The organism is Micromonospora sp. CPM1 (assembly GCF_023896895.1).
Classification (GTDB): domain Bacteria; phylum Actinomycetota; class Actinomycetes; order Mycobacteriales; family Micromonosporaceae; genus Micromonospora; species Micromonospora tulbaghiae.
The window spans coordinates 40255-63180 of record NZ_JAMHIU010000027.1; the positions used below are offsets into that span (position 1 = coordinate 40255).

A 22926-nucleotide genomic window follows, 5' to 3' on the forward strand; every position below is an offset into this window, starting at 1 on the left:
TCCGGCGGTGACGCCGGCCGGGCCCGCGGTCCACACCCCGGCCCGACGCCGACGTCACCGCCGCGCGGGACGCATCGCCGCCCCGCGCGCCGCTACCGTCGCCCGGTGAGACGCATCCTCGTGGTCGGCAGCTCCGGCGCCGGCAAGAGCACGCTCGCCGGTGAACTGGCCCGGCGACTCGACCTTCCCCTGATCCACCTCGACCGGCACTACTGGCGCCCCGGCTGGACCGCCTCCGCCCCGGCCGACTTCCGCGCCGAGGTGGCCGCGCTCGCCGCCCGCCCGGCCTGGGTGATGGACGGCAACTACGCGAGCACGCTCGACCTGCGGCTGCCCCGCGCCGACCTGCTGGTGCTCTGCGACACCTCCCGGCTGCGCTGCATGGTCCGGATCGTCCGCCGCCGGTGGGCGCATCGCGCCGCGGTCCGCCCCGACCGGCCCGAGGGCTGCCCGGAGCGGCTCGATCTCGACTTCCTGCCCTACGTCTGGCGTTACCCCCGCGACTCCCGGCCCCGGGTGCTGGCCGCGCTGCCCGGGCACGCCCCCGGGCTGCCGGTGCGCCGCCTGCGGGGGCGCCGTGACACGGCCCGGTTCCTGGCCGACGTGGGTAAGTAGTACCGCGCCTTGCGGACCTTACTGGGGGCGTGCCAGGATCGGCGGCGATGAGCACCACTGCCGCCCCCGCCGTCACCGCCTCGCCGCGGCGGATCGCCGCGCTCGCGCTGCCCGCCCTCGTGGTGCTGGCCGCCGAGCCGCTCTACGTCCTGGTCGACACCGCGGTGGTCGGTCACCTCGGGCGGGTGCCGCTGGCCGCGCTGGCCGTCGGCGGCACCGTCATGACGCTCACCGCCTGGGTCGGCACCGTCGTCGCGTACGGCACCACGGGCCGCTCGGCCCGCCGGTTCGGGGCGGGGGACCGGGCCGCGGCGGTGGCCGAGGGCGTCCAGGCGTCGTGGCTCGCGCTCGCCACCGGAGTGCTGGTGGCGGTCGCCATCGGCATCGGCGGCGGCGCGCTGGCGCGTACCCTCGTCGGCGGTCCCGGCGAGGTGGCCGACGCCGCCGCCGGATGGCTGCGGATCGCGGCGCTCGGCGCGCCCGGCCTGCTGCTCGCCGCCGCCGGGAACGGCTGGCTGCGCGGCATCCAGGACACCCGGCGCCCGCTGCTGTTCGTGCTCGGCCCGAACCTGCTCTCCGCGGTGCTCTGCCCGCTGCTGGTCTATCCGGCCGGGCTGGGCCTGGTCGGCTCCGCGGTGGCGAACGCGATCGCGCAGACGCTCTCCGGGGTGCTGTTCGCGGCGGCGCTCGTGCGCGAGCGGGTCTCGCTGCGGCCCCGGCCCCGGGTGATCGGGCAGCAGCTCGTGCTCAGCCGGGACCTGCTCGTGCGGGGCGTCGCGTTCCAGGCCAGCTTCCTGTCCGCCACAGCCGTCGCGGCCCGCTTCGGCGCCGCCGCGGTCGGCGCGCACCAGATCGCCGTACAGCTGTGGTTCTTCACCGCGCTGGTGCTCGACGCGCTGGCCATCGCCGCGCAGTCACTGGTCGGCGCCGCGCTCGGCGCCGGCGACGCGGCGGGCGCGCGGTTCCTGGCCCGCCGCGTCGCGCTGCTCGGCGGCCTGTGCGGCGTGGCCTTCGCGGTGCTGATCGCCGCCGGCGCCGGCGTGGTGCCGTCGTGGTTCAGCTCCGATCCGCAGGTACGCGAGCAGGCCATGACGGCCTGGCCCTGGTTCGTCGCGCTCCAGCCGATCGGCGGCGTGGTGTTCGCGCTCGACGGGGTGCTGATCGGCGCGGGCGACGTGCGCTACCTGCGCAACCTCACGATCGTGTGTGCGTTCGGCGGGTTCCTGCCGGCGATCTGGCTGGCCTACGGGTTCGACCTCGGGCTGGGCGGGATCTGGGCCGGGCTGACGCTGTTCGTGGTGCTGCGGCTGGTCGGCCTGCTGCTGCGGATGCGCTCGGGCGCGTGGGCGGTGGTCGGCGCGGTCCGCTGACGCCGGTCAGCAGGAGACCGGCAGCTCGATCGGGTGCTCCGGGTCGTACAGCGCGTCGGGGTCCTCGGGGGAGCCGATGCCGGCCGGGTCCAGGCCGCCGGGGCGGATCAGCCCGAGCTTCACGGCGTCGCAGTCCACGCCCGACCCGTAGCTCGACATCCGGTGCAACCAGAGCCCCCGGTCCGCCCGTGCCACGTCGCCGGCGTGCGGCAGCCGCCAGACGATCTCGTCGTGCAGCACGACCACCGAGTGACCGGATCGGGAGGCGAGGTCGCGGAACCCGTAGACCCAGACGAAGTTGCTGGTCACCTCCAGCATCCGTACGCCGTCGGCCTGCCGGACGGCGCGGTAGGTGAACCGGCCCTTCGTCCGCGGCTGGTCCGGGGTGAGCCGGGCGTCCGGGGCCAGTCGGGTCGCGTACGTCGCGATCGTCTCGGTGGACCAGTCCTTCCGCACCGACTCCCGGGCAGCCGGCGCGACGTGACGCAGCAGCGGGGCCGGGCTGCCGCCGGTCATGAACGCGCGGTCCAGGCGGGCGGTCAGCATGGCGGCGCGGACCCGGGCCAGCCCGGCGGACACCTCGGCGCCGGTGAAGCCGCCGGTCGGCCGGGCCGGTGGCAGCACGATCCCGGCCGCCCCCGCCGGCCAGTCCGCCGCCGGCGTGCCGGCGAAGACATCCGGTGAGGCAGTCGGTCCCGCGGTCGCCGGAGCGCCGGTGACCGCCGGGGACGGCGCGGCTGCCGGACGCCGGAGCTGCCGGTAGCCGTAACCGGTGGCACCGGCCGCGGCGGCCAGCAGCAGCACCACGCCGAGCGCGGCCGTCAGCCGGCGGGCGCGCCGCCGGCACCAGATCCGCAGGCGTACGGCCAGACTCGGCCGGATCTCCCGCTCCAACCGGTCCAGCCAGTCGTCGGGTACCCGTCCCAGCTCGTCCTCCGGCGAGTGGCCGGTGGGGTAGGGGTCGGGGGCGGGGCGGTGATCGGTCATCGGACTTCCCGGGCAGACGGGTCGGGGGCGCACGATCTTGACACCCCGCCGAAGCTGGGCGGTATCCCCCGCAGGGCCGATCAGCGCCGTCTGGCAGGCTTGGCGGTCGTGAGCACAGACGGTCTGATCGTGGTCGACAAGCCCGGCGGCATGACGTCGCACGACGTCGTGGCCCGCATCCGGCGGCTGGCGCGTACCCGGCGCGTCGGCCACGGCGGCACGCTCGACCCGATGGCCACCGGCGTCCTGGTGATCGGGGTGGGCCGGGCGACCCGGCTGCTCACGTACGTGATCGGCGCCGGCAAGAGCTACGTCGCGACGATCCGGCTGGGACAGTCCACGGTCACCGACGACGCCGAGGGCGAGGTGGTCGCGACCACCCCGGCCGGCGCGGTCACCGACGCCGGGGTACGCGCCGCGCTGGCCGCCCTCACCGGCGAGATCGACCAGGTGCCGAGCGCGGTCAGCGCCATCAAGATCGACGGACAGCGGGCGTACAAGCGGGTCCGCGACGGCGAGGCGGTCGAACTGCCCGCCCGGCGGGTCACCGTGTCACGGCTGGACGTGCTGGCGATCCGCCGGGACGTCCCGGACGTGGTGGACGTGGACGTGGACGTGACCTGCTCGTCCGGGACGTACATCCGGGCCCTGGCCCGCGACGCGGGCGCCGCCCTGGGCGTCGGCGGTCACCTCACCGCGCTGCGCCGGACCGCTGTGGGCGGGTTCACGCTGGCCGAGGCGGCCACGCTCGACCAGCTCGAGGAGCGCGCGCCGGACGTGGTGAACCTGCCGCTGGACGCCGCCGCCGCGCGGTTCTTCCCGCGCCGGGACGCCACCGCCGACGAGACCCGGGTGCTGTCCCACGGCGGGCCGCTGGCGCCGGCCGGCATCACCGGGCCGTACGCCGTCTTCGACCCGGCGGGCGGGCTGATCGCTATCGTCAGCGAGCGGGACGGTCGGGCCCGCGCGGAGATCGTGCTCGCCCCGGCCTGAACGGCGCGGGCGGACAGGGGAGGAACGGCATGCAGCGGTGGCGGGGGTACGAGGCGGCGCCCGGCGGCTGGGGACGCTCGGTGGTCACCATCGGCGTCTTCGACGGCGTGCACCGGGGGCACCAGGCCACCATCGGCCACGCCGTGGCGCGCGCCCGGGAGCTGGGCGTCAAGTCGGTGGTGGTGACGTTCGACCCGCACCCGGCCGAGGTGGTGCGCCCCGGCTCGCACCCGGCGGTGCTCACCGAGCCGGCGCGCAAGGCCGAGCTGATCGAGGCGCTCGGCGTGGACGTGCTCTGTGTGGTGCCGTTCACCGTCGAGTTCTCCCGGCTGCCACCCGAGGCGTTCGTGCACGACGTGCTGGTCGCGCACCTGCACGCCGCGCTGGTGGTGGTCGGCGACAACTTCCGCTTCGGGCACCGGGCCGCGGGTGACGTGCCGCTGCTGGAGCGGCTGGGCCGTACCTTCGGGTTCGCCGTCGAGGGCGCGCCGCTGGTCGCCGAGGCGGGGACCGTCTTCTCCTCCACGTACATCCGGTCCTGCGTCGACGCGGGCGACGTGGGCGCGGCGGCCGCGGCGCTGGGCCGCCCGCACCGCGTCGAGGGCGTGGTGGTCCGTGGCGACCAGCGCGGACGTGAGCTGGGTTACCCCACCGCGAACCTGCTGACCCACAGGTACGCGGCGGTGCCGGCCGACGGCGTCTACGCGGCCCGCCTGGTGCGCCGCGACGGCGAACCTCTGGCGGCGGCGGTGTCGATCGGCACCAACCCGACGTTCTCCGGCCGGGAGCGGCGGGTGGAGGCGTACGCGCTGGACTTCACCGGCGACCTGTACGGCGAGCGGCTGGCCCTGGACTTCGTGGCGCACCTGCGTGAGCAGCGGACATACGACGCGATCGAACCACTGGTGGCCCAGATCGCCGAGGACGTGGAGCGCACCCGCCGGGCGGTGCTCTGACCCGCGCGGGGCGACCTTGACCGGCCGTCCGGCCCGGGTGCTGGTAGGCTGACGAAGACGTCGGCTGACCGACGGGGGCCTCGCGTGCCTGCACGACGCCGCGGGTGCGAGGAACCGGTCCGTTGCACCGGTCACCACGACCGCTCCGGACCTCATCGAATGACCCACGAAACAGGGAGAACATGGCGCTCGACCAGGAAGCCAAGGCCAAGATCCGCCAGGAGTACGCGACCGCCGAGGGCGACACCGGCTCGCCCGAGGTGCAGGTCGCGGTCCTGACCAAGCGGATCGCTGAGCTCACCGAGCACCTGAAGGTGCACAAGCACGACCACCACAGCCGCCGTGGGCTGCTGCTGCTGGTCGGCCGGCGCCGCCGGCTGCTCAACTACGTCCAGAAGAAGGACATCAACCGCTACCGGTCGCTCATCGAGCGGCTCGGCCTGCGCCGATGACCTGACGGGGGAGTGGCCGCCTGGCCGCTCCCCCGTTGCAGTACCACCGAAGAACCCGGCCGCGCGACACCCGAGAGGGAGCCGGTCAGCACCGGTCTCCGGTAGTGGCCCCCGGGAATCCCGGCACGATGCCGGCCACCCCGGGCGCTTCGATCGAAGACCGGCCGCCTGAGCAGTTCCCGTGTCGTCGGCCGACGACGCGAAGGAGCACCACAGCACATGACCGAGACCAACCTCGGCACCGAATCCCGCACCGCGGTGATCGACAACGGGGCCTTCGGCACCCGCGAGATCACCTTCTCCACCGGCCGCCTGGCCCGCCAGGCCGCCGGCTCCGTCGTCGCCCAGCTCGGCGAGACGGTCGTCCTCTCCGCCACCACCGCCGGCAAGCAGCCGCGCGAGTCGTTCGACTTCTTCCCGCTGACGGTGGACGTCGAGGAGCGGATGTACGCCGCGGGCCGGATCCCCGGCTCGTTCTTCCGCCGCGAGGGCCGGCCCAGCGAGGACGCCATCCTCACCTGCCGGCTGATCGACCGGCCGCTGCGCCCGTCGTTCGTCAAGGGCCTGCGCAACGAGGTCCAGGTCGTCGAGACCGTCCTGGCGCTCGACCCGCAGCACCCGTACGACGTGGTGGCGATCAACGCCGCGTCGATGTCGACCAAGCTCTCCGGCCTGCCGTTCTCCGGCCCGATCGGCGCGACCCGGGTCGCGAACGTCGACGGCCAGTGGGTCGCCTTCCCGACCCTGGAGGAGCTGGAGCGGGCCACCTTCGACATGGTCGTGGCCGGCCGCACCCTGGCGGACGGCGAGGTCGCGATCATGATGGTCGAGGCCGAGGCCACCCCGAACGCGGTGGCCCTGATCTCGGGCGGCGCCACCGCGCCGACCGAGGAGATCGTGGCCAGCGGCCTGGAGGCCGCCAAGCCGGCCATCCGCGAGCTGTGCCGGGCGCAGAGCGAGCTGGCCGAGGTGGCCGCCAAGCCGGTCGCCGAGTTCCCGATCTTCCTGGACTACCAGGACGACGTGTACGACGCGGTGGCCGACGTGGCCCGCGCCGACGTCGCCGAGGCGCTGAAGATCGCCGGCAAGGCCGACCGCGAGGAGGCCCTGGACCGGATCAAGGCCAAGGTCGCCGAGGAGCTGACCGGCCGGTTCGAGGGCCGCGAGAAGGAGCTCTCCGCCGCGTTCCGTTCGCTGACCAAGTCCGAGGTCCGCAACCGGGTGCTGCGCGAGCAGGTCCGCATCGACGGCCGCGGCCCGCGTGACATCCGTCCGCTGACCGCCGAGGTCGGCGTGCTGCCGCGGGTGCACGGCTCGGCGCTGTTCGAGCGCGGCGAGACCCAGATCCTGGGCGTCACCACGCTGAACATGCTGCGCATGGAGCAGATGGTGGACACGCTGTCCCCGGAGAACCGCAAGCGCTACATGCACAACTACAACTTCCCGCCGTACTCGACCGGTGAGACCGGCCGGGTCGGCTCGCCGAAGCGGCGCGAGATCGGCCACGGCGCGCTCGCCGAGCGGGCGCTGATCCCGGTGCTGCCCTCGCGCGAGGAGTTCCCGTACGCCATCCGGCAGGTCTCCGAGGCGCTCGGCTCCAACGGCTCCACCTCGATGGGTTCGGTCTGCGCCTCGACGCTGGGCCTGCTCTCGGCCGGTGTGCCGCTGAAGGCGCCGGTCGCCGGCATCGCCATGGGCCTCATCTCCGACGAGGTCGACGGCAAGACCCAGTACGTGACGCTGACCGACATCCTCGGCGCCGAGGACGCGTTCGGCGACATGGACTTCAAGGTCGCCGGCACCCGTGACTTCGTCACCGCGCTCCAGCTCGACACCAAGCTGGACGGCATCCCGTCGGACGTGCTGGCCGCCGCGCTCCAGCAGGCGCACGAGGCCCGGCAGACCATCCTCGACGTGATGCAGCGGGCCATCGAGGCGCCGGCCGAGATGTCGGACTACGCGCCGCGGGTCACCACTGTGAAGATCCCGGTCGACAAGATCGGCATGGTGATCGGCCCGAAGGGCCAGACCATCAACGCGATCCAGGACGAGACCGGCGCCGAGATCTCCATCGAGGACGACGGCACGATCTACGTCGGCGCGACCAACGGGCCGGCGGCCCAGGCCGCGGTGGACCGGATCAACGGCATCGCCAACCCGACGCTGCCCAAGGTCGGGGAGCGGTTCCTCGGCACCGTGGTGAAGACCGCCGCGTTCGGCGCCTTCATCTCGCTGCTGCCGGGCCGCGACGGCCTGCTGCACATCTCCAAGGTGGGCGACGGCAAGCGGGTCGAGAAGGTCGAGGACTTCCTCAACGTCGGCGACAAGGTCGAGGTGGAGATCGCGGACATCGACGCCCGCGGCAAGATCTACCTGGACAAGATCCGTCCGGAGGGCGCCGAGGCGCCGGCCGCCGGTGAGGCCGCCGGTGGCGAGCGTCCGTCGGGCGGCCGGGACCGCGGCGGCGACCGCGGTCCGCGTGACCGGGGCGACCGTGAGCGCCGCTCCGAGGGTGGCGAGCGCCGTTCCGAGGGTGGCGAGCGCCGTTCCGAGGGTGGCGAGGGCGGCGGCGAGTCCCGTCCGCGCCGCCGGACCCGGCACAGCTGATCCACCGACCGGCCCGGGTGACGTCCGCGTCACCCGGGCCGGCCCACGGCTCCAGGTCGCCTGCGCGAACTGGAGCCGTCGTACGTCCCGCCGTTCCTCGTCATCCGGAGAGCAGGTTCTCGTGAGTTCGTCAGTCGCCTCGACGGGACGGGGGGTGGCGTCGACCGGTTCGGCGGCCCGCGCGGTCACCCGGACGCTCAGCGACGACCCGCTCGGCGGCACCGTCCGCCGTACCGTGCTGCCCAGCGGGCTGCGGGTGCTCACCGAGGCGATCCCGGCGATGCGCAGCGTGTCGTTCGGCATCTGGGTGGCAGTCGGTTCGCGCGACGAGACCGGCTCGCAGGCCGGCGCCGCGCACTTCCTGGAGCACCTGCTGTTCAAGGGCACCAACAAGCGCAGCGCGCTGGAGATCTCGGCGCAGATCGAGGCCGTGGGCGGCGAGACCAACGCCTTCACCACGAAGGAATACACCTGCTACTACGCGCGGGTGCTGGACGAGGACCTGCCGCTCGCCATCGACGTCATGTGCGACCTGGTCGCCGACTCGGTGCTGGCCGCCGCCGACGTGGAGACCGAACGCGGCGTCATCCTCGAAGAGATCGCCATGCACGACGACGAGCCCGGCGACGAGGTGCACGACCTGTTCGCCCGCGCCGTCTACGGCGACCACCCGCTGGGCCGGCTCATCTCCGGCACGGAGGAGACGGTCACGCCGATGACCCGGCGGCAGATCCAGGGCTTCTACCGCCGCCGCTACACGGCGCCGCAGATCGTGATCGCCGCCGCCGGGAACCTCGACCACGCCGCCGTGGTCAAGCTGGTCCGGCAGGCGCTGCGCGGCACCCCGCTGGACACCGACCCGGCGTCGCCTGCGCCGCACCGCCGGGCCACCCCGACGGTACGCACCAAGCCGGCCACCACGCTGGTCGAGCCGAAGGAGACCGAGCAGGCGCACGTCATCCTCGGCTGCCCGGGGATCGACCGCACCGACGACCGGCGGTTCGCCCTCGGCGTGCTGAACAACGTGCTCGGCGGCGGCATGTCCAGCCGGCTGTTCCAGGAGATCCGGGAGCAGCGCGGCCTGGCGTACTCGGTCTACTCCTACGCCAGCCAGTACGCCGACAGCGGCGTCTTCGCCGTCTACGCCGGCTGCGCCCCGGGCAAGGTGGACGAGGTGCTGGACCTGACCCGCGCGGAGCTGGCGCGGGTGGCCGCCGAGGGGATCACCGAGGCGGAGCTGGCCCGGGGCAAGGGGATGAGCAAGGGCTCGTTCGTGCTGGGGCTGGAGGACACCGGCTCGCGGATGAGCCGGCTCGCCAAGGGCGAGCTGCTCTACGGCAACCTGATGCCGGTGGACGACCTGCTGGCCCGGGTGGACGCGGTGACGCTCGCGGACGTGAACGCGCTCGCCGCCGAGCTGCTCGGCCGGCCGATGTCGCTGGCCGTGGTCGGCCCGTTCGACGAGGGCAGCTTCACCGTCGGCCGTTGAGCGGCGCCCCGGTCCGCCGGACCGCGCCGGGCGGGCTGGGATAGGTTGTGGCCCGTGACTGAGCAGCAGAACGCGGCGGCCCGGGTCGGTGTGCTGGGCGCCCGGGGCCGGATGGGCATGGAGGTCTGCAAGGCGGTCGACTCCGCCGCCGACCTGGAGCTGGTCGCGGCCGTCGACCAGGGCGACGACCTGGACGCGGTGGCGCAGGCGGGCGCCGGGGTGGTCGTCGACTTCACCACCCCCGACGCGGTCATGGACAACCTGCGCTGGTGCGTCGAGCACGGCGTGCACGCGGTGGTCGGCACCACCGGCTTCACCGAGCAGCGGCTCGCCGAGGTGCGGGGCTGGCTCGCCGACCGGCCCGGCGTGGGCGTGGTCATCGCCCCCAACTTCGGCATCGGCGCGGTGCTGATGATGCAGTTCGCGGCGCGCGCCGCCCGCTACTTCGAGTCGGTCGAGATCGTCGAGCAGCACCACCCGCGCAAGCTGGACGCGCCGAGCGGCACCGCCACCCACACCGCCCGGCTGATCGCCGCCGCCCGCGCCGACGCCGGCCTGGGGCCCGCGCCGGACGCCACCCGCGACGAGGTGCCCGGCGCCCGCGGCGCCGACATCGACGGGGTACGCGTGCACGCGGTACGCGCCACCGGCCTGGTCGCCCACCAGGAGGTGCTGTTCGGCACCACCGGTGAGACGCTCACCATCCGGCACGACTCGTACGACCGGGTGTCGTTCATGCCCGGCGTGCTGCTCGCGGTCCGGGAGGTGGGTCGCCGGCCCGGTCTCACCGTCGGCCTGGACGCCCTGCTCGACTGACCCGTGCTCCGGCCTGCTGCCGGAAACCGTTTTGCCTGGTCGGCGGCGTGGACCTAGGCTTCTTTCATGATCGATTCCGGACATTCCGACCGCGCCGGCCGCCGGGTGACGCTGCGCCCGGTGGACGACGACAACTGGCGGGCGGTGGCGGACGTCGCCCCGCACGACGACCAGCGTGCCTTCGTGGCCGCGCTGGCCGCCCGCTACCTGCTTCTCACCGAACGCTCGGACGTCTGGAACTCGCTGGCGGTCTACGCCGACGAGACGGTCGTCGGGCACGTGATGTGGGGCGTGGACGACGACGGGTCGCGCTGGATCGGCGGCATGGTGATCGACGCCGCCGAGCAGGGCCGGGGCCTGGGCCGCGCGACGGTGCGGACGCTCGCGGACTGGCTCGCCGAGGCGGGCGAGCCGATCCGCCTGAGCTACCACCCGGACAACAAGCCCGCCGCCGCCCTCTACACGTCCCTGGGTTTCCACCCCACAGGCGCCCTGGAGGACGACGAACTGGTAGCCGAACTCCACCCCCCAGCCTGACCGCCACCCTCGGCTGATCACGAAGCCCGCGAGCTGAGCCCGGCGATCATGAAGTTGGCGGCAGTTCAGGAGATCGAAAAGGCCGTCAACTTCATGATCGACGGGGTGGAGGGCGGGGTGAGGGCGGGTGGGTGGCGGTCCTGCCCCGTGCCGGGACCGCCGGCCCACCCCCACGAGAGGGTGGACCGGCGGCGGGGCCGGAACTCATCGGTCGGCTGAGGAAATTTCCTCTGCGGTCTCCGGGATCGCCACGTGGAGGCGGATCTGGGGGACCAGCATGTCGTCCACGTCCAGCGCGCGGGCCGCGCCGTCCGGCTCCCAGCCGGTCGAGCCGAGGAACTTCCGGGTCGCCGCGTCGGCGTCGAACGCCCACGCCACCGCCCGGGTCAGACCGTCCGCGCGCCAGTGCTCGACGGCCGCGGCGAGCAGCCGGCTGCCGTGCCCGCGCCGCCCCCACCGGGGCTCGACCAGCAGGTCCGTGACCGCCGCGACGTCCGAGCCGAGCGCCTCGGCCGGCTCCTCCGGGGCGAGCGCGTCGGCATCGGCCGGACCGGAGGCGACGAACCCCACCAGATAGGATTGCGCCGCCTGTTCGACGGCGACCAGCACCCGGTGCGCGCCCGAGGGCGGCTCCTGCACCGCCGCGCCCCACCGCCGCGCGAGGTACGCCTCGTCGAGGTTGTCGAGCACGTGCCGTGGCAGGATCCGGCGGTACGCGACCCGCCAGGTCGCGAGCTGGATGCGTGCGATCTCGCCGGCGTCCTCGGGACGCGCGGGCCGGACGTAGCCTGCAGCCATGGCACGTGAGCCTACGCAGGGCGAGGAGGGTGACGGTGGCGCAGGGTGCCGGGCGGACGATCACGCAGGTCGTTGCCGTGGTGGCGCTCGCCGCGGCGGTCACCGTGTTCCTCTCCGTGGCGGCGGTGCGGCACGGCTTCTTCGACCTTCAGGTCTACTACGGCGCGCTGACGTACTGGGCGCGTGACGGCGGGGAGATCTACGACTTCCTGCGCCCCGGCACGCAGTACGGCTTCACCTACCCGCCGTTCGCCGCGCTGGTGATGCTGCCGATGGCGTATCTGCCGTGGAGCGCCGCGATCGTGGTGAGCGTGACCGCGACGGTGCTGGCGAGCGCCGTGGTGATCTGGCGGCTGCTGGACCCGGTGGCCCGCCGGTCCGGCTGGACCCGCTGGTTCGCGCTCGCGGTCGCGCTCTGCCTCGCCGCCGCGTACGAGCCGATGCGCGAGACGGTCAACTTCGGCCAGGTCAACATGCTGCTGCTGTTCCTGGTGGCGGTGGACCTGCTGTGGCTGCTGCCGGCACGCAGCCGCTGGGCGGGTGTGGGCATCGGCCTGGCCACCGCGATCAAGCTGACGCCGGGCATCTTCATCGTCTACCTGCTGGTCACCGGCCGCTGGCGGGCCGCGCTGACCACTGTCGGCACGGCCGCGGTCGCCACGCTCGTGGCCGCCGGTCTCTTCCCTGACGCCTCCCGGGAGTTCTGGACCGAGGCGCTGTGGAACACCGACCGGGTCGGTGAGCTGGCGTTCGTCTCCAACCAGTCGCTGCGCGGGGTGGTGGCCCGGCTCGACCCGCAGCACCCGAGCACGATCGCCTGGCTGGTGCTCGTACTCCTGACACTCGTGGTGTGGGGGTGGCGTTCGCGGGCGGCGGTGGCCGCCGGCGACGAGGCCACCGGCCTGGCCCTCACCGGCGCCGTGATGTGCCTGGTCAGCCCGGTGACCTGGGTGCACCACCTGGTCTGGCTGCTGCCCGGGCTGATCCTGCTCGTCGACAACGGCATGGCGGCGCCCGCCCGCAGCCGCCGGCGCCGTCTGCTGCTGGCCGCCGCGTTGATCGGGTACGCGCTGCTGTGCAGCCGGATCGTCTGGTCCTGGGAGAAGGACTTCACCGGCGTGGACGGTTTCCTCGGCAGCAACACGTACGTGTGGATCAGCCTGGCGTTGCTGCTCGGGCTGCCGATCCGCCGCTGGCTCACACCGGCCGGCGGCGAGCGTCGCGACGGGGACGCTCCGGCCGGGTCAGCTTCCGGCGGTGTACCGCAGCTCGCGGAGCAGGATCGGGGTGCGGCCCCCGGACAGCGGCACCGGGTAGGTGGACTCCTCACCGTCCGGTAGGTGCCCGGCCCGCTCGTAGAAGCGGCGGGCCCGGGCGTTGTCGGCGAGCACCCAGAGCCGGTACGCGGTCCAGCCGCGCTCGGCCAGACCGTCGCGGGCCGCCGCGAGCAGCGTCCGCGCGACGCCGGAACCCCAGTGCGCGGGCTCCAGGTAGATCGCCACCAACTCGCCGTGGGCCGGGTCGAGGTCGTCGCGGTCCTGGTTGTTCCGGTACGGCCCGAACGTGGTGAACCCGACGATCGTCCCGCCGGTCTCGGCGACGAGCGTGGTGAACGGGTGTTCCGGGTCGGCGGTGCCGAGGTCGCGGCGGCGCTGCGCCCAGGCGCGCGGGTTCAGCCGGCTCAGCACCTCCTCGGGCATGATCCCGGCGTAACCGGCCTGCCAGCCGTGGACGTGCACCCGGGCGATCGCCTCGGCGTCGTCCGGTTCCTCCCGGCGAATGGTGAGCACCTGTCCGTTCTATGCCCCGGCGGGCGATCGGTCCAGCCGCCGCTCCCGGCCCGGCGCGTCCACGTGATGTCGTACCGCTGGATTAGGGTCGCCGACGATGGCCGTACCGGAATCGCTCTCCCTCGCCCAGGCCCGCCGGATCACCCTGGCCGCCCAGGGCTTCGCCGACCCGGCGCCCACCGGCGTGCCCACCCGGCGGCACCTGCGCCGGGTGCTCGACCGGGTCGGGCTGATCCAGATGGACTCGGTGAACGTCCTCCAACGGGCGCACTACCTGCCGCTCTACAGCCGGCTCGGGCCGTACCCGACCGCGCTGCTGGACACCGCCGCCTACCGCCGCCCGCGTGAGCTGTTCGAATACTGGGCGCACGAGGCGTCGCTGGTGCCGGTGGGGCTGCACCCGGTGTTGCGCTGGCGGATGGCCAAGGCCCGCGACGAGTCCTGGGGCGGGATGCGCCGGATCGCCGAGGAGCAGCCCGAGCTGGTCGCCTGGGTCCGCGACGAGGTCGCCGCCCGGGGCCCGCTGACCGCGGCCGAGATCGAGCACGACGCGCCTCGGGAGACCGGCAACTGGGGCTGGAACTGGTCGGCCGTGAAGCGGGCCCTGGAGTTCCTGTTCTGGGCGGGCGAGGTCACCGCCGCCGACCGCACCAACTCGTTCGCCCGCCGCTACGACCTGCCCGAGCGGGTGCTCCCGGCAGCCGTGCTGGACGCGCCCACCCCGAGCGACGCCGAGGCGCACCGCACGCTCGTGTCGATCGCCGCCCGCTGCCTCGGCGTGGCCGCCGAACCGGAGCTGCGCGACTACTTCCGGCTGCCGGTCGCCGGGGCGCGGCGGGCGGTGGCCGAGCTGGTCGAGGCGGGCGAGCTGACCCCGGTCACGGTGCAGGGCTGGCGGCACCCCGCCTACCTGCACGCCGACGCCCGGCTGCCCCGCTGGGTACGCGGCAACACGCTGGTCAGCCCGTTCGACCCGCTGGTCTGGGAGCGGGCGCGCACCGAGCGGCTGTTCGGGTTCACCTACCGGATCGAGATCTACGTGCCGGCGCCCCAGCGGGTCTACGGCTACTACGTGCTGCCGTTCCGCCAGGGTGAGCGCTTCACCGCCCGCGTCGACCTGAAGGCCGACCGGAAGGCCGGGGCGCTGCTGGTGCCCGCCGCCTGGGTCGAGCCGGGCGCCGACCCGGGGGAGACCGCCGTGGCGCTCGCCGCCGAGCTGTACCGGCTCGCCGGCTGGCTCGGCCTGGACGCGGTCGCCCCGCCCGCCGCCGGCGACCTGGCAGGGCCGCTGGCCGCCGCGCTGGTGGGCGTGGCCGGTGTACGGTGAGCGCGTGACGAGCGTTGACCGGCCTGCCACCGCGCCCGACCCGCACCCCGAGTCGCACCCGCACGGGCAGCCGGAGTCCGGGTCGCATGGTGAGGCGCACGCTTACGCGTACGCCGGGCAGCCTTCGCACGCCGAGGCGCACGCGCACGCCGGTCCGCACGCTCCTACCGAAGCGCCTGGAGCACCCGGAGCGCCGTGGCCGGGGGGTTACCCGGCGGCGTACCAGCCGGTCGAGGCCGACCGGTTCACCCGGATGGTGATGCGCCTGCACGCCCGCGCCCCGCGCTGGGCGGTGCCGCTGGCCGCGCTCGGCTGCGTCGGCGTCGGCATCGCGTACGCGCTGGTCAGCGACCCGACCCGGAGCGACCCGGACGCCGCGCCGACCTGCCTGCTCAAGCTCACGACCGGGCTGGACTGCCCGGGCTGCGGCGGCACCCGCGCGCTCTGGTACGTGCTGCACGGCGACCTGCCCGCCGCGGCCCGCCACCACTTCCTGTTCGTCTTCGCGCTGCCGTTCCTGGCCTGGCTCTTCGTGGCCTGGGCGGGCAACCGGGCGTTCGGCTGGAAGCTGCCCGAGGTCCAGTTCAGCCCCAAGGTCGTCGGCATGTTCCTGGCTGCCTGGGCGGTCTTCTCGGTGGCCCGCAACCTCCCCTGGGCCCCCTTCACCTCGCTCTACGTCTGACCGGGGCCGAGCCCTCCGCGAGATCTCGGACACCTGGGCGGAGCGCCCGCCGGTCGGCCGCGTGCCCGATTTCCACGCCGGGCGCGAGCCAACTACAGTCCCAGGAATGCCGGAGATGGTTCAGCCCCAGGTCAAGTTGATCGCGTGGACCCAGTTCCAGGCGCCCGAAGAGGTGCCGTGGTCCACCGACGCCGACGGCGGGCAGGCGCTCGCCGAGTTCGCCGGCCGGGCCTGCTACCAGAGCTGGAAGAAGCCGAACCCGGCCACCGCCACCAACGCCGGTTACCTCGCGCACATCCTGGAGGTCGGCCACCTGAGCGTGCTGGAGCACGGCTCGGTGAGCTTCTACTTCAGCGGCGTCTCCCGCTCGTTCACGCACGAGCTGATCCGGCACCGGCACTTCTCCTACTCGCAGCTCTCCCAGCGCTACGTGCCGGAGCGGGACGCGGCGATGGTCGAGCCGTCGGTGATCGCCGACGACCCGGAGCTGCACAAGAAGTTCGTCGAGGCCACCGACGCGGCGGTACGGGCGTACACCGAGTTGCTGGAGGGGCTGGAGGCCCGCTTCACCGACGAGCCCAACCCGACGCTGCGCCGCAAGCAGGCCCGCCAGGCGGCCCGGGCGGTGCTGCCGAACGCCACCGAGACGCGGATCGTGGTGACCGGCAACTACCGGGCCTGGCGGCACTTCGTCAAGATGCGCGCCACCGAGCACGCCGACGTGGAGATCCGCGAGCTGGCGGTGGAGTGCCTGCGGCAGCTCAAGGGCGTCGCGCCGAACGTCTTCGCCGATTTCGTGATCTCCACCCTGCCCGACGGCACCGAGGTGGCAGCGTCGCCGCACGCGGAGTGACTCGTCGCCCTTCGCTGCCGGGCCACCGGCGGCCGTCCGCTAGGTTGTGAGCATGACGCACGACCACTCCGCCGCCCCGAGCCGGGGCGCGTCGCGCCCGTTCGGGCGAGTGTTGACGGCCATGGTGACCCCGTTCACGCCGGACGGCGGCCTGGACCTCGACGGCGCCGCCCGGCTCGCCGAATATCTCGTCGACCAGCAGGGCAACGACGCGCTGGTGCTCAACGGCACCACCGGCGAGTCCCCGACCACCACGGAGGCGGAGAAGGAGTCGCTGATCCGTGCCGTGGTCGAGGCGGTCGGCGACCGGGCCCGGATCGTCGCCGGTGTGGGCACCAACGACACCCGGCACACCGTCGAGCTGGCGGCGCAGGCCGAGAAGGCCGGCGCGCACGGCCTGCTCGTGGTCACGCCCTACTACAACAAGCCGCCGCAGGCCGGGCTGCTGCGTCACTTCACCACCGTCGCGGACGCCACCGGCCTGCCGGTCATGCTCTACGACATCCCGCACCGCGCGGGCGTGGCGATCGCCACCGAGACGCTGGTGAAGCTGGCCGAGCACGGCCGGATCGTCGCGGTGAAGGACGCCAAGGGCGACCTGTTCGCCACGTCCGAGGTGCTCAGCCGCACCGACCTGGCCTACTACAGCGGCGAGGACGCGCTCACCCTGCCGATGCTGTCGGTGGGCGCGGTCGGCGTCGTCGGCACCTCCACCCACTTCACCGGCGCGCTGACCAAGCAGATGATCGAGGCGTTCGAGGCGGGCGACAACGCCCGGGCGCTCGCCCTGCACCGGCAGTTGCTGCCGCTCTACACCGGCATCTTCCGCACCCAGGGCACGATCCTGGTCAAGGCGGGCCTGGGGGCGCAGGGCCGCCCGGCCGGTCCGGTGCGGCTGCCGCTCGTCGACGCCACCGGTGACGAACTGGCCCAGCTGCGCGCCGACTGCGCCGCGGCGGGCCTGCCCCTGCCCGAATGAATCAACGACACGACGGACGCCGCGCGACGGCGTCGCAGAATGAGGTGACGCGTGACCGAGGCGCACATCGAGGGTGAACTGCCCCCGCCGCTGCCCGAGGGCGGCCTGCGGATCATCCCGCTCGGCGGACTCGGCGCCATCGGCCGGAACATGACGGTCTTCGAGTACGACGGCAAGCTGCTCATCGTCGACTGCGGGGTGCTGTTCCCCGACGTCGAGCAGCCGGGCGTGGACCTGATCCTGCCCGACTTCGGCCCGATCCTGGACCGGCTGGCCGACGTGCAGGCGATCGTGCTCACACACGGCCACGAGGACCACATCGGCGCGGTGCCGTACCTGCTCGCGCACAAGCCGGACATTCCGCTCGTCGGTTCCCAGTTCACGCTCGCGCTCGTCGAGGCGAAGCTGGCCGAGCGGCGGATCCAGCCGTACACGCTGACCGTGCGGGAGGGCGGCCGGGAACGGCTGGGCCCGTTCGAGTGCGAGTTCTTCGCGGTGAACCACTCGATCCCGGACGCGTTGGCGGTGGCCATCCGTACCCCGGCCGGCCTGGTGCTGCACACCGGCGACTTCAAGATGGACCAGCTTCCGCTCGACGGGCGGATCACCGACCTGGCCGGGTTCGCCCGGCTCGGCGCCGAGGGCGTCGACCTGCTGCTGTCCGACTCGACGAACGCGGAGATCCCCGGCTTCGTCACGCCGGAGCGGGAGATCGGCCCCGTCCTCGACTCGATCTTCGCGAAGGCCAAGGGGCGGATCATCGTCGCCTCGTTCGCCTCGCACGTGCACCGGGTGCAGCAGGTCTTCGACTCGGCCGTCGAACACGGCCGCAAGGTGGCGCTGATCGGCCGGTCCATGGTCCGCAACATGGGCATCGCCCGTGACCTGGGCCTGCTCAACATCCCGCCCGGCCTGGTGGTCGGGATCGAGGAGGCCACGAACCTGCCGCCCGAGCAGATCGTGCTGATGTCCACCGGTTCGCAGGGCGAGCCGATGAGCGCGCTGGGCCGGATGGCCAGCGGCGACCACCGGCACATCACCATCGCGCCCGGCGACACGGTGGTGCTGGCGTCCTCGCTGGTGCCCGGCAACGAGACCTCGGTCTACCGGGTGATCAACCGGCTGGCCCGGGCCGGCGCCGTCGTGGTGCACAAGGACGTCGCCAAGGTGCACGTCTCCGGCCACGCGCCGGCCGGCGAGCTGCTCTACCTGCTCAACGTCGTACGCCCGAGCAACCTGATGCCGGTGCACGGCGAGTGGCGGCACCTGCGGGCGCACGCCCGGCTCGGCATCGAGTCCGGCGTCGCGCCGGACCGGGTCGTGCTCTGCGAGGACGGCGACGTGGTCGACCTGGTCGAGGGCCGCGCCAGCCTGGTCGGCCGGGTCAAGAGCCGGTACGTCTACGTCGACGGTCTCGCCGTCGGTGACGTCAGCGAGTCGCTGCTCACCGAGCGCCGGATCCTCGGCGACGGCGGTTTCATCGCCGCGACAGTCGTCGTCGACTCGGTCACCGGCAAGGTGGTCGCCGGGCCGACCGTCTCGGCGAAGGGCTTCTCCGAGGACCCGGCCGCGTTCAACCCGGTGGTCCCGCTGGTCACCGAGGCGCTCAACCGGGCCGCCGCGGACGGCATCACCGACCCGCACCAGCTCCAGCAGATCGTCCGCCGCACGGTGGGCCGCTGGGTCAACGACGCGTACCGCCGTCGACCCATGATCGTCCCGACCGTCGTCGAGGTCTGACCCGACCGCGCCGCGCGCCGGTCCACCGTCCGCGGTGGGCCGGCGCCGTCGCTTTCCGGGTACGCCCCGACACGGCGCGTCGAAACGTGGTGACCGTACTCATCCGATCGGCGTCCGTCTCCGTACCTCCCGACGGCCGGCGTGCCCCTGCGCCGGTCGGGAGGAGCGTGGCGGATGGACCGCAGACGGATGACAGCCATCGGCGTACTGGTGGCGGCGGCCGGGTTGACGGCGGCGGTGACCGTACCGTCGTTCGCCGGTGAGGAACCCCGGCGGGCCGCACCGGCGGCCGACGGCGTCGCCCCGGAGGTCCTGGACGCGATGGGCCGCGACCTCGCGCTGACCCGCGACCAGGCGGTGAAGCGGCTGCGGACCGAGCGGTGGGCGGCCGGCACCGTCACCCGGCTGCGCGGCGAACTCGGCGCCGGCTACGGCGGGAGCTGGCTCAGCGAGGACGGCGCCACGCTCACCGTGGCGGTGGCCGACCCGGCCGGCGAGGCGCGGGTGCGGGCCGCGGGCGCGGTCCCGAAGCGGGTCGCCCGGGGCGTCGGCGAGCTGGACGCGGTGAAGAGCCGGCTGGACGCGGCGGGCGCGGACGCCAGCCCGGACGTCGCCGGGTGGTACGTCGACGTGGCCGACAACGCGGTGGTCGTGATCGCCCGGCCGGGCGCGGAGGCCGACGGCCGCCGGTTCGCCGCAGCCGCCGGGTCGAAGGCCGCCATGGTCCGGGTGCGGACCGCCGACGAGGCCCCCCGCCCGCTGTTCGACGTGCGGGGCGGCGACGCCTACCTGATCAACAACGCGGGCCGCTGCTCGGTCGGCTTCTCGGTGGTGGGCGGGTTCGTCACCGCCGGGCACTGCGGCCGGCCGGGGGACCGCACCACCGGATCCAACCGGGTCGCCCAGGGCACGTTCGCCGCCTCCTCGTTCCCCGGTGACGACTGGGCGTTCGTGCGGGTCAACGCCGACTGGACGCCGCAGGGCGTGGTGACCGACTTCGCCGACGGCGGCACGGTGGCGGTGAACGGCTCCACCGAGGCGCCGGTCGGCGCGTCGATCTGCCGGTCCGGCTCCACCACCGGCACCCGGTGCGGGCTGATCCAGGCGAAGAACGCCACTGTCAACTACCCGGAGGGCACTGTCACCGGGCTGACCCGGACGAACGTCTGCGCCGAGCCGGGCGACTCCGGCGGCGCGTGGCTCTCCGGTGACCAGGCGCAGGGCGTCACGTCCGGCGGCTCCGGCGACTGCACCCGGGGCGGTACCACGTTCTTCCAGCCGGTCAACGAGATCCTCCAGCGCAACAACCTGACGCTGGTGACCGCCGGCGACCAGCCGGCGCCCACGCAGCCTCCGGCCGGGGGCGGCGAGACCACCCCGCCCGCGACCGCCGAGCCGACCCCGCCCGCGGGCGACACCGACTGCTCCGGCCAGGTGAGCCGGACCGGCCGGATCGCCGCCGGACGGACCCAGGTCCAGCCGGACGGGCGCTTCTTCCGGGTGCCCGACGGCACCCAGGAGGCGTGCCTGTCCGCGCCGGACGACGCCCGCGTCGTGCTGGAGCTGCAACGCTTCACCGGCGGCGCGTTCCGCACCGTGGCCCGCGCGGCCACCGCCGACGGCGCGGCCCGGCTGACCGCCGAGACCCCGGCCGGCGCCTACCGGTACCGCGTCGTCGGGTTGTCCGGCTCCGGCGAGTACACGCTGGCGTTCTCCGCCCGCTGACCGCCGCACCCAGACCGCGGCCCTCGACCACCACCGCCCGGTGGTCGGGGGCCGCGCCGCGTGCCAGCCGGGCGGGGGCGGCTCAGGGCAGCGCGGCGACCGCTTCGGCGTACGCGGTGCCGGTGCGGACCGCGGCGGCCACGAGCACCGCGAGCTGCGCCGGGGCCACCCCGCAGGACAGGTCGGTGGAGACGCCCGCGGCCAGCACCAGCGTTCCGTCGCCGGGCTCGTGCACGTACGCGGCGGGCAGCAGCCGGTCGTGGTTCCAGGCGTTGCAGAACGCGTACGCCTCGGCGCGCCGATCGGCCGGCAGCCGCCGCTGCGCCACCACCCGGGCGTGCAGCACGTCGCCGTGCCGGCCGAGCAGGCGGAACTGGATCGTGGCCTCGCCCCACCGCCCGGCGAGCGTGCCGTCCGGCTCAGGCGTGTACGGCTCGCCCCGGGCGTCGAGCGCGGCGGCGAGCAGCGCCGCGTCCAGCGGTGCCGGTTCCTCCGGCCCGGGCGGCAGGGGTTCGGCCGGATCGGCTTCCGGCTCCTCGTCGAACTCGGTCTCGGCAGCCAGCGACACCGGCGCGGCGAGCGGCCGCTCGGCCAGCCAGGAGGCGATCCGGCCGGACTGGTGCCCGGTGCCGTTGCGGGCGTCGAAGCTGCCGGCGAGCGCTGTCGCCAGCGCCTGCAACTGCGTACCCAGCGTCGCCACGTCCACCTCGGCAGCGGGCCGGGAGCCGTGCCCGGGGCGGTGGATGCGCCGCCCGCCCAGCCCGGCCTCGGTGGCCAGGCCGCACAGCAGCGCGCCCGCCGCGGCGAACTCCATCGCGGACAGATCGTCGGCCGGGCGGTCCAGCTCGGGCAGTTGCTCGGTCAGGATCTCCAGCCCACGGTGCAGGTATCCGCCCAGCGCGCAGAAGCGCAGGTGCGCGGCGAGCAGCGGGAACGCGGTCCGCTCGCCGCGGTGCCGGCGGTACGCGTGCACGTGCGCCCGGGCCGCCCGCGTCACCGCGCCGGTACGCAGCCACGGCAGCAGCCCCACCGCGAGCGCCCGTTCCGGCTGGTCGGTGCAGGCCGTCGCTCCGGCCGCTGCCGCCTGCCGTTCGCCCCGCCGGGTCGGTGGCGCCTGCGGCTCGACCCAGCCGGTCAGCGCGGGCGCGAGCGCTGCCAGTGCCGCGTCCGGCTCGCCCCAGCCGGCCAGCAGGTCGGCCCGTCGCGCCGGGGCGCACCCCGCACACCCGCCGACCGGGTCGTTCGCGTCCGCCTCCGACCAGCGCTCGTACGCGCGCCGGGCGGCCGGCTCGTCGCCGAGGTGGTCGGCGAGCCGGCAGCGCAGCTCCGCCACCGGCGCCGCGTCCTCGCCCAGCTCCGCGGCGAGCGCGTCCAACAGGGACCGCGCCTGGTCCAGGCCCACCCGGGGCGTGCCGAACGACGCCTCCACCGCCTGCCGCTGGTGCCGGCGCAACCGGGTCAGCTCGTCGGGGCGGGCGTCCAGCAGCCCGGGGTGCCGGGCCAGCGTGGCCCGCATCCGCCGGACCGGTTCCACCGCGCGCCACCGCTCGCCCCGGTGCAGGTACGCCTCGACCAGCGCGAACCGCGCCGACAGGGCGGTACGCGGGTCGCCGGTGGCGTCCGCCCGGGACGCGATCCGCTCCAGCTCGGCGCAGCGCTCCGCGCCGTCGGGCCGGTCCCGGGCGTCGGCGAGCGCGGCGGCCAGCCCCCGGTCGCGTGCCGTGGTCACGACAGCGTCCCGCCGGCCAGCTCGTCGACGGCGGCGGCGAGCTGGCACCCGGTGGTGACGCCACAGTCGACGAGCCGGTCGAGCTGGTGCGGGGTCACCCCGCGCTCCAGGTCGGTGGTGACCTCGCCGCACACCTGTGCCGACCCGTCGTCGGCGACGTGCACGTACGCCTTCGGCCAGAGCCGGTCGTGGTTCCACGCGTTGCAGAAGGCGTGCAGCTCGGGCACGCGCTCGATGCCGAAGTGGTGCGCGACGACTGTGCGTACCTGGAGCAGCTCACCGGCCGCGCCCCGGCGGTGGAACCAGATCAGGTTGCGCTCCCAGCGGCCCACCAGCGCGCCGTCGGGTTCCTCGACCACCGCGTACCCCCGGTGGCCGAGCACGGCGGCGATCAGCTCGCCGGTCAGCGGGCGCAGTTCCTGCGGGTGTCCGGCCAGCGGACCGTCCGGACCGTCCTCGATCTCCGGCGACGCCATCGGGC

General features: G+C 74.3%; 21 protein-coding genes. 16 read left to right on the forward strand and 5 right to left on the reverse strand.

Features of this window, described 5'->3' with window-relative positions; all coding sequences use genetic code 11:
• Positions 1 to 105: 105 nt before the first annotated feature.
• Positions 106 to 615: an adenylate kinase gene (locus M8C11_RS25995; protein ID WP_252453943.1), complete on the forward strand. Its 510-nt coding sequence runs from the start codon at positions 106 to 108 to the stop codon at positions 613 to 615.
• Positions 616 to 662: 47 nt separating this feature from the next.
• Positions 663 to 1985, forward strand: coding sequence for an MATE family efflux transporter (locus M8C11_RS26000; protein WP_120571112.1), 1323 nt, complete (start codon positions 663 to 665; stop codon positions 1983 to 1985).
• Positions 1986 to 1991: 6 nt separating this feature from the next.
• Here the strand turns inward: M8C11_RS26000 and M8C11_RS26005 are convergent, their stop codons facing one another.
• A complete protein-coding gene (locus tag M8C11_RS26005) occupies positions 1992 to 2972 on the reverse strand; it encodes a hypothetical protein (RefSeq protein WP_252453944.1) in 981 nt (326 codons plus the stop codon).
• Positions 2973 to 3080: 108 nt separating this feature from the next.
• Between M8C11_RS26005 and truB the strand changes: the two genes are divergently transcribed.
• The 7 genes from truB to M8C11_RS26040 all read left to right on the forward strand — a co-directional run bounded on the left by truB (position 3081) and on the right by M8C11_RS26040 (position 10822).
• Positions 3081 to 3965 carry a tRNA pseudouridine(55) synthase TruB gene (gene truB, locus M8C11_RS26010; protein ID WP_252453946.1) on the forward strand — a complete coding sequence of 295 codons (885 nt, stop codon included), beginning with the start codon at positions 3081 to 3083 and terminating at the stop codon, positions 3963 to 3965.
• Positions 3966 to 3994: 29 nt separating this feature from the next.
• Positions 3995 to 4921, forward strand: a complete 927-nt coding sequence (locus M8C11_RS26015) for a bifunctional riboflavin kinase/FAD synthetase (RefSeq protein ID WP_018785906.1) — start codon at positions 3995 to 3997, stop codon at positions 4919 to 4921.
• A 182-nt stretch (positions 4922 to 5103) separates the two neighbouring features.
• Positions 5104 to 5373, forward strand: a complete 270-nt coding sequence (rpsO, locus tag M8C11_RS26020; protein WP_013284678.1) for a 30S ribosomal protein S15 — start codon at positions 5104 to 5106, stop codon at positions 5371 to 5373.
• A gap of 219 nt (positions 5374 to 5592) precedes the next feature.
• Positions 5593 to 7980 carry a polyribonucleotide nucleotidyltransferase gene (locus M8C11_RS26025; protein ID WP_252453948.1) on the forward strand — a complete coding sequence of 796 codons (2388 nt, stop codon included), beginning with the start codon at positions 5593 to 5595 and terminating at the stop codon, positions 7978 to 7980.
• A 154-nt stretch (positions 7981 to 8134) separates the two neighbouring features.
• A complete protein-coding gene (locus M8C11_RS26030) occupies positions 8135 to 9469 on the forward strand; it encodes a pitrilysin family protein (RefSeq protein ID WP_252453950.1) in 1335 nt (444 codons plus the stop codon).
• A gap of 54 nt (positions 9470 to 9523) precedes the next feature.
• Positions 9524 to 10285, forward strand: coding sequence for a 4-hydroxy-tetrahydrodipicolinate reductase (gene dapB / locus M8C11_RS26035; protein ID WP_120571106.1), 762 nt, complete (start codon positions 9524 to 9526; stop codon positions 10283 to 10285).
• Positions 10286 to 10351: 66 nt separating this feature from the next.
• Positions 10352 to 10822, forward strand: a complete 471-nt coding sequence (locus M8C11_RS26040; RefSeq protein WP_252453952.1) for a GNAT family N-acetyltransferase — start codon at positions 10352 to 10354, stop codon at positions 10820 to 10822.
• 204 nt (positions 10823 to 11026) lie between these two features.
• Here M8C11_RS26040 and M8C11_RS26045 read toward each other — a convergent pair whose 3' ends face one another.
• The gene (locus M8C11_RS26045; RefSeq protein WP_252453954.1) at positions 11027 to 11620 is read right to left on the reverse strand and encodes a GNAT family N-acetyltransferase; all 594 of its coding nucleotides are present in this window, start codon (positions 11618 to 11620) and stop codon (positions 11027 to 11029) included.
• Between the two features lie 35 nt (positions 11621 to 11655).
• On the opposite strand from M8C11_RS26045, the gene M8C11_RS26050 reads away from it, so the two are divergent.
• Entirely contained in the window at positions 11656 to 12960 is a 1305-nt protein-coding gene (locus M8C11_RS26050) for a glycosyltransferase family 87 protein (RefSeq protein WP_252453956.1), read from the forward strand.
• On the opposite strand, the gene M8C11_RS26055 is transcribed toward M8C11_RS26050, so the two are convergent.
• Positions 12865 to 13410 carry a GNAT family N-acetyltransferase gene (locus tag M8C11_RS26055; RefSeq protein WP_252453958.1) on the reverse strand — a complete coding sequence of 182 codons (546 nt, stop codon included), beginning with the start codon at positions 13408 to 13410 and terminating at the stop codon, positions 12865 to 12867. The two genes, M8C11_RS26050 and M8C11_RS26055, sit on opposite strands and share 96 nt — an antisense overlap.
• A gap of 97 nt (positions 13411 to 13507) precedes the next feature.
• Between M8C11_RS26055 and M8C11_RS26060 the strand changes: the two genes are divergently transcribed.
• The 6 genes from M8C11_RS26060 (at position 13508) to M8C11_RS26085 (ending at position 20716) form a co-directional block, all read left to right on the forward strand.
• Complete coding sequence (locus tag M8C11_RS26060) at positions 13508 to 14737, forward strand: winged helix-turn-helix domain-containing protein (RefSeq protein ID WP_121684113.1); 1230 nt, start codon at positions 13508 to 13510, stop codon at positions 14735 to 14737.
• Positions 14727 to 15419, forward strand: coding sequence for a DUF2752 domain-containing protein (locus tag M8C11_RS30655; protein WP_252453960.1), 693 nt, complete (start codon positions 14727 to 14729; stop codon positions 15417 to 15419). Before M8C11_RS26060 ends, M8C11_RS30655 begins: the two co-directional genes overlap by 11 nt.
• Positions 15420 to 15534: 115 nt before the next feature.
• Positions 15535 to 16272, forward strand: coding sequence for an FAD-dependent thymidylate synthase (thyX, locus tag M8C11_RS26070; RefSeq protein WP_120573916.1), 738 nt, complete (start codon positions 15535 to 15537; stop codon positions 16270 to 16272).
• A 52-nt stretch (positions 16273 to 16324) separates the two neighbouring features.
• Entirely contained in the window at positions 16325 to 17251 is a 927-nt protein-coding gene (gene dapA, locus M8C11_RS26075) for a 4-hydroxy-tetrahydrodipicolinate synthase (protein ID WP_252453961.1), read from the forward strand.
• Between the two features lie 51 nt (positions 17252 to 17302).
• Positions 17303 to 18991, forward strand: a complete 1689-nt coding sequence (locus M8C11_RS26080) for a ribonuclease J (protein ID WP_120571099.1) — start codon at positions 17303 to 17305, stop codon at positions 18989 to 18991.
• A 174-nt stretch (positions 18992 to 19165) separates the two neighbouring features.
• Positions 19166 to 20716 carry a S1 family peptidase gene (locus tag M8C11_RS26085; protein WP_252453962.1) on the forward strand — a complete coding sequence of 517 codons (1551 nt, stop codon included), beginning with the start codon at positions 19166 to 19168 and terminating at the stop codon, positions 20714 to 20716.
• Between the two features lie 82 nt (positions 20717 to 20798).
• Here the strand turns inward: M8C11_RS26085 and M8C11_RS26090 are convergent, their stop codons facing one another.
• Both M8C11_RS26090 and M8C11_RS26095 read right to left on the reverse strand, forming a co-directional pair.
• Complete coding sequence (locus tag M8C11_RS26090) at positions 20799 to 22445, reverse strand: YbjN domain-containing protein (protein ID WP_252453963.1); 1647 nt, start codon at positions 22443 to 22445, stop codon at positions 20799 to 20801.
• Positions 22442 to 22921: a YbjN domain-containing protein gene (locus M8C11_RS26095; RefSeq protein ID WP_252453964.1), complete on the reverse strand. Its 480-nt coding sequence runs from the start codon at positions 22919 to 22921 to the stop codon at positions 22442 to 22444. The genes M8C11_RS26090 and M8C11_RS26095 overlap by 4 nt, the downstream gene beginning before the upstream one ends.
• Positions 22922 to 22926 lie beyond the last annotated feature (5 nt).